Below are 2,746 nucleotides of genomic sequence, written 5' to 3' on the forward strand. Positions count from 1 at the left end.
CCGTGGCCCCGATGTCCATGGTCCTCCTGGGCGGGGGCAGCCCCGTCGACCTGGCAAGCGCCCAGGTCGTGAGCAACGCGGAGATCCTCGCCTCCGTGGTCGTCTCCCAGGTGAGCCATCCGGGCGCCCCCGTCTTCTGGAGCATCGCCTCGGGGCCCATCGACATGCGAAGCGGGTCCTTCGGGGCCGGGTCGCCGGAGATGGCGGTCTTGAGCGCCGCAGGGACCGAGCTCGCCCGCCACTACGGACTCCCTTCCCTGGTTGCGTCCCTGGGGTGCGATGCGGACACCCCCGGCTTCCAGGCGGGCATCGAGAAGATGGGGACCGGGATGGCCTCCCTCCTCGCGGGACCCGACACGGTCTCCGGGATCGGCGGGCTCGACACGGACAACACGATGAGCCTCGAGCAGCTCGTCCTCGACACGGAGATCGTCGACTACATCCAGCGCGTCCTGCGACCCTTCCCCGTGACGCCCGAGGCCATCCATCTCGACCTCCTGAAGCGCCTCGGCCCCGGCGGCAACTACCTGAAGGAGAGGCACACCCTGCTCCACTTCCGCGAGGCCCTGTGGTCCTCCCAGCTTCTCCTCCGGGAGGGGTTCGTGGAAGGCCACCCCAACGAGGAGCGCGTGCGGGACCGCGCCCGCAGCCGCGTCCGGCAGATCCTCGCGAGCCACGAACCCGAACCCCTGGCCGCGGACGTGACGAAGGAAATCGAGCGGATCGCGGGGTCTCCTCGGGTCCCGTAGGCGGTGCGCCCGGTGCGGTGGGTCATCTCCCGCGGATGGCGGTGAACTCGTCGCGGAGCCGTTCCGGCGTGGGGAACCGACCCGTCCGTTCGACCTCGTGGACGAGCTCGACGACCTTGGCGTTGAACGGGGTCGGGATCCCGAGCCGCGCACCCTGGGCCACGACCTCGCCGTTGAGATAGTCGACTTCCGTGGGCCGACCGCGGCGCACGCTCTGGAGCGTGGACCCGAGGACGGGCCACCCGCCGCCAACGCGGCCCGCCCGGGCGCCGAACATGCCTGCGGCCCAGGAGACGGGGAGACGCGTCAGGAGCCGGACCGTGCGGAGGGAGACCCCGCCCAGAGGCTCCAGCACGACTCCGCCTCGCTCGGCCACGCGCACCCCCTCCCGCATGAGCCGCACGGCGAGCTCTCGCAGAAGGGGATCGTCGGATACCTCCCGGAGGGCGCGATTCGAGAGTGCGGGGAGCGCGTTGTTCAGGTTCATGATGAGCTTGACCCAGTGCGCGCCGATGAGGTTGTCCGAGAGGTACGTCGGCACCGCGGGATTCAGGACTCCGGCAATCTCCTCGCTCAGTGTGTCCCGCGGACCCCGGGGACGCCCCAGGACCAAGTGGCCGCGATCGACCAACGTCACGTGACCGGGCACCAGGTACGTGGCGGTCACCATGACCACCGCGCTCAGGAGCTTGTTCGGCGGAAGGATGCGGGCCACGATCTCGTCGCTCCGCACCCCATTCTGAAGGGTCACGAGCGGGACATCGTGCAACAGACTTTCGGAGGACCGGACCGTGGCCTCGACGTCCTGGGTCTTGACCGCCAGAAGGGCGAGATCCGGGATTCCGTCCAGGGTCGTTGCCGCGCGCACCTTGGCCGTGAAGGCACCCAGGGATCCTTCCAGCTGGAGTCCGGACTCTCGGATGGCCCGCACCTGGTCGGACCTGCCAACGAGAGTCACGTCGTGGCCGTTTTCCGCGAGCAGGGCGCCGACGGAGCCTCCGATGGCACCTGCGCCCAACACGGCGATGTGCATCCCCACCGCCAGACTTTCGGTGCCCCTTACCTCTTTCGCCTCGCCCGCCCATGAGACCTTAAGCCGGAAACGATTTCGGATGGTCGATGACGGAGGAACGGACGGCGATTGTCACCGGAGCGTCGAGCGGAATCGGGCGAGCCGTTGCCCTGCGTCTCGGCGCCAAGGGCATGCGAATCGCCCTCGTCGCGCGCCGCAAAGAGAGGCTTGCCGAGGCCGCCAAGGTTGTCGAGGCGCGTGGCGGCGAGGCGATGGCAATCCCGGGCGACGTGCGCGACGCGAAGCTCGCGAAGACCGTCGTCGAATCGGTGATGGAAAACTGGAAGCGCCTCGATGTCCTCGTGAACAACGCGGGCATCGGGAAGTATGCGCCCGTGGAGGATCTCTCCGAAGCCTCGCTCCGCGAGCAGTTCGAGACCAACGTGGTCGCGCCATTCCTGTTCACGAAGGCTGCGGTCCCGATCATGAAGAGGCAGAAGTCGGGGCAAATTGTCAACATCGGTTCCGTGGTCGGTCTCGTGGGCAGCGCGCGGGGAACTGCCTACATCGGGACCAAATGGGCGTTGCGGGGGATGAACGAATGCTGGCGCGAGGAGCTCTATCCGCACGGGATCAAGGTCGCCTACCTTGCCCCCGGTTACGTGATCTCCGAGTTTGGCGGTCGGAAGGAGGACATGAACCTCCCCGAGGCGGAGTGGGCCCTCACACCCGATGACGTCGCGCGGGCTGTGGAGTTCGTCGTGGACCAAGGGCCTAACTCGGACGTCAAGGAGATCGTGGTCCAGGTGCGCGACCGTAGCTGACCCCGACCGACTCCAGGACGCCTCCGGGGCCTAGAGAGAGAAGAAGGAGGCCGCAGAGGTCCAGTCCGCGGCCAGGTGGACAAACCCCGGTTCAGTGGCGAGAGCGGAGCACGAGGACGGACACGCCAGCGATCGCCGCGACCGCGAGCACGACCCCGAGG

3 protein-coding genes are annotated in these 2,746 nt (G+C 68.2%); 2 read left to right on the forward strand and 1 reads right to left on the reverse strand.

Annotation, left to right across the window (positions count from 1 at the left end; genetic code table 11):
* Nucleotides 1-749, forward strand: a 749-nt coding sequence (locus tag VEY12_05475; protein HYM39579.1) for a trimethylamine methyltransferase family protein, incomplete at its 5' end; no start/stop codon positions are given.
* Between the two features lie 22 nt (nt 750-771).
* On the opposite strand, the gene VEY12_05480 is transcribed toward VEY12_05475, so the two are convergent.
* The gene (locus tag VEY12_05480; protein HYM39580.1) at nt 772-1,782 is read right to left on the reverse strand and encodes a 2-dehydropantoate 2-reductase; all 1,011 of its coding nucleotides are present in this window, start codon (nt 1,780-1,782) and stop codon (nt 772-774) included.
* An 86-nt stretch (nt 1,783-1,868) separates the two neighbouring features.
* Between VEY12_05480 and VEY12_05485 the strand changes: the two genes are divergently transcribed.
* On the forward strand, nt 1,869-2,585 hold the full coding sequence (locus VEY12_05485) for an SDR family oxidoreductase (GenBank protein HYM39581.1): 717 nt from the start codon (nt 1,869-1,871) through the stop codon (nt 2,583-2,585).
* The last annotated feature ends 161 nt before the right edge of the window (nt 2,586-2,746 follow it).

This window comes from Thermoplasmata archaeon (assembly GCA_035632695.1).
In the GTDB taxonomy this organism is placed as follows: Archaea; Thermoplasmatota; Thermoplasmata; order RBG-16-68-12; family RBG-16-68-12; genus RBG-16-68-12.

Coding starts and splice junctions, on each gene's coding strand:
- VEY12_05485 (HYM39581.1), top strand. CDS start 1,869: ATGACGGAGGAACGGACGGCGATTGTCACCGGAGCGTCGAGCGGAATC.
- VEY12_05480 (HYM39580.1), bottom strand. CDS start 1,782: ATGCACATCGCCGTGTTGGGCGCAGGTGCCATCGGAGGCTCCGTCGGC.